Source organism: Candidatus Sodalis sp. SoCistrobi, assembly GCF_900143145.1.
In the GTDB taxonomy this organism is placed as follows: Bacteria; Pseudomonadota; Gammaproteobacteria; order Enterobacterales; family Enterobacteriaceae; genus SoCistrobi.
In genome coordinates this window covers 1-3,645 of record NZ_FRDB01000261.1, presented here as the reverse complement: position 1 = coordinate 3,645, position 3,645 = coordinate 1, and the positions used below count along the sequence as shown (strand labels likewise).

Genomic DNA, 3,645 nt, shown 5'->3' with positions numbered 1-3,645 from the left:
CGGCGACTCCTACGATAATGCGATGGCAGAGAGTATCAACGGGTTGTACAAAACGGAGGTTATCCACCGCGGGAGCTGGAAAAACCGGACGGAAGTGGAGTTGGCCACGCTGGACTGGGTGGACTGGGTGGACTGGTACAACAACAGAAGGCTGCTCGGGCGGCTGGGTTACATCCCTCCTACTGAAGCCGAAATGAACTATTACGCTTTGCAATTAGCATCAGAGGAAGCGGCGTAGTATTGCCAAAATTACTCTCTAATAAACTCGGGGTTATTCAGTTGGCGGCAAAGTTCACAGCAGAGGAGTGAGGCGTGTATTATCAGCCCAAACGTAATTTATTGGATCAAAAACACATTCTGGTGACCGGCGCCGGTGATGGCATTGGCCGTGAAGCGGCTCTGACCTATGCCCGCCACGGTGCGTCACTGCTGCTGCTCGGCAGAACGGAGCAAAAATTGAATGCGGTAAAGCAGGCGATCGCCGAGGCCGGCGGGCGTGAGGCGCGTGTGCTGGTGCTGGATTTGGCCTGTCCCGATCCGCAACCCTATCAGCTGCTGGCACAGCGCCTGATGAACGAACTTCCCCATCTGGACGGTTTGCTGAACAACGCCGGGCTATTAGGGGAAGTCGCGCCCATGACCGAGCAGACGCCCGCGCGCTGGTCGGAGGTGATGGCGGTGAATATCAATGGCACTTTCATGCTGACACAGGCGCTGCTGCCGCTGCTGCTTAACGCCGGCGGATCATCGCTGATTTTCAGCACCTCCAGCGTGGGCCGACAAGGGCGCGCAAATTGGGGGGCTTATTCAGTGTCCAAGTTCGCCACCGAAGGAATGATGCAGATCTTGGCGGACGAGTATCCCGCATCCACGCTGCGGGTTAACTGTATCAACCCCGGCGGCACCCGTACCGGCATGCGCGCCAGCGCTTACCCGGCGGAAGATGCCGACCGCTTGAAAACCCCGGCGGACATCATGCCCATCTATCTTTATCTGATGGGCGACGATAGCCGGCGCAAAACCGGCATCAGTTTTGACGCGCAGCCCGATCGCAAACCCGGTCCAGCCACCTGATACCCGTTCATGGCCGTTCGCACAGCGGTGCGGCCTTTGTGAGAGAGCGCTTATATGGACGCCAAACGCCACCAACAGCGGCAACAACGGTTAAAAGAGCAGGTCGATGCCCGCATCAGCGCCGCCACTGAACGGCGTGGGATCCTGATGATCTTCACCGGCAATGGCAAAGGTAAAACCACCGCCGGTTTTGGGACCCTCACCCGCGCCGTTGGCCACGGACTTCGCGCCGCGGTAGTGCAATTTATCAAGGGACAGTGGCCCAACGGAGAACGGCAGCTGTTGGAGCCGCACGGCGTGGAGTTTCAGGTAATGGCCACCGGTTTCACTTGGGAGACGCAAAATCGCGAGCTGGATCGTAGTGCCGCGCGCGATACCTGGCGCCATGCGCAGCGAATGCTGGCAGACGCATCGCTCGATGTTGTGCTTCTCGATGAGCTGACTTATATGATTAGCTTCGATTATCTGGACCGCGAAGAGGTTATCGCCGCCCTTGCCGCGCGGCCGGCGGGTCAGACCGTCATTATCACCGGGCGCGGCTGCCACCGAGCGTTGCTGGCGATGGCGGATACCGTTAGCGAGATGCGGCCGGTGAAACACGCGTTCGACGCCGGCGTGATGGCGCAGCAAGGCATTGACTGGTGACACCGTCACATAAAAACGCGTTTTTTTTGATCCTGGCTCTGAAACCGCGGCGACGGCACAGCGGGACGCCGCCACCGATACCCTACCACGGACCCTGGCTGCGGTGGTTAGCGCCACCCTATCTGGCTCTGAAACCGCAGCGGCGCCGCAGCGGGACACGGCCACCGATACCCCACCCCCTGGCTGCGGTTGTTAGCGCTACCCTATTGAGAATGGCGCGTCAGGGCTTATCAGTCATGCGTGAAGGAGCCCTGACGCCGCAGTCGTGAGACAGACCGGCACTAGTGTACACTTGAAGTGCCACCGCCATTAACCCGGACTATTAGCCGGTACCGTTACCTAGAGCATTAGCCTATACCAACCTATACCATCAACCGACACCCTTGATGGGTTTGCTGCTCTGGCCACCGCGCCGCGACGGCGTTCTCTGGCTACTGCGCTTCACCGCACGGCGACACTCGTCGGTACCGTTCGCCTATGCCGTCAACCTGCGCCATTATTGCGTTTACTGCTCTGGCCACCGCGCCGCGACGGCGTTCTCTGACTACTGCGCTTCACCGCACGGCGGATTTGGGTCGCCTTCAAACGGCGGCGTTCGCGCTCTACCGGCAGTTTGGTGACCGATTCAAGCGGTAACTGCACTTTCTCACGCAGATAGTTGGTGTGCTCAAGCGGCAGTTCGGTCCAGCCGCCGCGCGGTAGCCCTTTCGGCAGCGTAACGTCGCCGTAGCGCACGCGGATAAGCCGGCTGAACTGCACGCCAACAGCCTCCCACAGGCGCCGCACCTCGCGATTGCGCCCTTCCGTCAGCGTTACATTATACCACTGATTCAGGCCTTCGCCGCCCTGAAAGGTCTGGCTGCGAAAAGCCGCCGGGCCGTCTTCCAGCTGCACGCCGCGGGTTAATTGACGCTGTTTGTCCTCATCCACTTCGCCGAAAACGCGCACGGCATATTCACGTTCGATTTCACAGCTTGGATGCATCAGGCGATTGGCCAGTTCCCCGTCCGTGGTGAATAACAACAGCCCCGAGGTATTAATGTCCAGCCGTCCGACGGCCACCCAGCGGGCGTTATTCAGACGCGGAAGGCGATCGAACACCGTTGGCCGACCCTCGGGATCGCGGCGCGTACAAAGTTCGCCCTCCGGCTTGTAATAAGCCAGCACACGGCATACGGCATCTTCAACCGGCTTGATGGCGATGATGCGCCCATCGATACGGATTTTGGTGCTGCTGGTGACGTCGACGCGATCTCCCAGGGTGGCAACTTTGCCATCTACGCTCACGCGCCCCTGTTCAATGACGGCTTCGATTTCTCGGCGGGAACCCTGGCCGGCGCGGGCCAGAACTTTTTGCAGTTTTTCGCTTTCGCTCATGGCGAACCTCGTATGTCGCCTTCACAGGCGTCAGGTGAATTAAAATATCTTATAAATCAACATGTTAACAAAAATACCTGCGCCATTATACAGGATTATCTTGCCGCTGTAAGTTTTATCTTCCCCAACAGGCACGGTGGTAGCACCGGGCCGCATCAGTCTGCGGCGTCAGCACGACAGCGGTCGCGCGGCCAGTGCCCCTTTGGTGCCAGCGGCGGTGGCGGTGGCGGCCCAGCGGCGTGCGTCTCTTCTCAGACCGCAAGCAGAGATGGCATCTTTCGCACCGCATTTTGACACGCCGCGGCGCAGCACTCAGCTGCACCATGCACTGGTGCCCCGTCCGTGCAGCACTGACCTGCTGCGCGGCGCCTTACCGTACCGGGTAGACTCCCCCCTGCGCCCCGCTTTGAAGTACCCTCGGTGCATAGGTATCTACACATTTATCGTGATACCTGTTATTACTTTGCAGAATGATTTCAACCTATCTGTTGGCGGGATTGACTCTCGCCTTACCCGCCGATATCAGACGCGGGTTAAACAGCATATGAC

4 protein-coding genes are annotated in these 3,645 nt (G+C 59.2%); 3 read left to right on the top strand and 1 reads right to left on the bottom strand.

The window, feature by feature from the left end:
- From CINSTRO3249_RS14025 to cobO, 3 genes are all read left to right on the top strand, one after another.
- A partial coding sequence (locus CINSTRO3249_RS14025; protein ID WP_143146883.1) for an integrase core domain-containing protein occupies positions 1 to 238 on the top strand: 238 nt, incomplete at its 5' end.
- A 74-nt stretch (positions 239 to 312) separates the two neighbouring features.
- On the top strand, positions 313 to 1,074 hold the full coding sequence (locus CINSTRO3249_RS14020) for a YciK family oxidoreductase (protein ID WP_074013719.1): 762 nt from the start codon (positions 313 to 315) through the stop codon (positions 1,072 to 1,074).
- A gap of 54 nt (positions 1,075 to 1,128) precedes the next feature.
- A complete protein-coding gene (gene cobO / locus CINSTRO3249_RS14015; RefSeq protein WP_074013718.1) occupies positions 1,129 to 1,719 on the top strand; it encodes a cob(I)yrinic acid a,c-diamide adenosyltransferase in 591 nt (196 codons plus the stop codon).
- Between the two features lie 483 nt (positions 1,720 to 2,202).
- On the opposite strand, the gene rluB is transcribed toward cobO, so the two are convergent.
- Positions 2,203 to 3,096: a 23S rRNA pseudouridine(2605) synthase RluB gene (gene rluB, locus CINSTRO3249_RS14010; RefSeq protein ID WP_074013717.1), complete on the bottom strand. Its 894-nt coding sequence runs from the start codon at positions 3,094 to 3,096 to the stop codon at positions 2,203 to 2,205.
- Positions 3,097 to 3,645 lie beyond the last annotated feature (549 nt).